This window comes from Candidatus Magnetobacterium casense, from assembly GCF_019173545.1.
GTDB classification, from domain to species: Bacteria; Nitrospirota; Thermodesulfovibrionia; order Thermodesulfovibrionales; family Magnetobacteriaceae; genus Magnetobacterium; species Magnetobacterium cryptolimnobacter.
This window is the reverse complement of record NZ_JABXWD010000772.1, coordinates 1-1,092: the sequence shown is the minus strand read 5'-3', so window position 1 is coordinate 1,092 and position 1,092 is coordinate 1. Positions and strand designations below refer to the sequence as shown.

Below are 1,092 nucleotides of genomic sequence, written 5' to 3'. Positions count from 1 at the left end.
GTTTAACCTGTTGTACCCTGACATCCATGATGGCCTGAAGTTGCATAAGGATCGGGTCGTTGGTCGCCGGCAGGTCGCAATTGACGAGTTCCTTGTACCGGCGTTCACGCTCGATGAAGTACTGCCTCGCCTGTCGGCCCTTGTCGTTGCGCTCCACCATTGACAACTCCTTCGCCATGTCGAAGGTCAGGTGGTGATCAATCTCAGGTCTACCGCCGGAGGGGTTTCGGTCATTTTTGACCGAAACTACAAAGTCTTGATTTTCAACGAAATTGTATTCCTCAATCCTTCGTTTTATCCAGTGGCGGTAATCAGTTGTAACTTCCAGAAACGTATGCAGTACCCGTGCGTTTACGGTCTGAATTTTCTTGTCGCCAACTATGGACTCCGACACGGGGATAAGGTCAGGGGTTATTGTAAGGATTTCGGTTAAGCGCATATCACCACCTCTTTAACCAACACCTTCCCTGCACGTTCAAGGGCTATCATGGCAATCTGACCCATAATGCTTCGCTTCCCATGGATAAGGGTTTCTGCAAACAGCATAAATGCTATGTCGTTAAACACGGCCTTCTCACCGTTTGTCCAATGCACTATTGCGTAGTCGCCTTCCCGCCTGATGTCCATAAACTCACGGGGTTTCTGCTTTTTCGATTCAAAGGTTGGCCTGCCTTTAGGTTTGCTTTGGTGACTAAAGTGCTCGTACAGCACCTCGTAGCACTCCTCCTGGTAACGGATGAGCTTCGCTCGTATTTCAGGTTTTACTTTGTTTACAGATACCTTGAACAACCACCCGTGAAACTTCTTCAGCTCAAGGAAGGTGGTTTCCTGGGGGCCGCCAGGGGAAGGTATTCCTATTATGCGAATACCTTTGGAAAGAACTGCGTCTCTTTGGATGCGTTGAAATTGTCCATGCCAAGTCAACCCTAAAATTTCAACGATAGGTTTCATTGCAACATAGATGCTGCCATGTTGCTCTATGGTGATAAGTGTGTCCTCGTGGAACTTTACGTTGATTGTTGCCGGTAAGTTGTTAGATGCGTTCATAGTGTACCTCCAAAACTTTTGAGTTGCCGAGAATTAAAAATCCCG

General features: G+C 47.5%; 2 protein-coding genes. Both read right to left on the bottom strand.

Annotated elements, in window-relative coordinates:
* On the bottom strand, nt 1-439 hold a 439-nt coding region (locus HWQ67_RS19410), incomplete at its 3' end, for an antA/AntB antirepressor family protein (protein ID WP_218254344.1).
* Complete coding sequence (locus HWQ67_RS19405) at nt 430-1,047, bottom strand: phage antirepressor N-terminal domain-containing protein (protein WP_218254343.1); 618 nt, start codon at nt 1,045-1,047, stop codon at nt 430-432. The genes HWQ67_RS19410 and HWQ67_RS19405, both read right to left, overlap by 10 nt.
* Between the last annotated feature and the right edge of the window lie 45 nt (nt 1,048-1,092).

Coding starts and splice junctions, on each gene's coding strand:
- HWQ67_RS19405 (WP_218254343.1), bottom strand. CDS start 1,047: ATGAACGCATCTAACAACTTACCGGCAACAATCAACGTAAAGTTCCAC.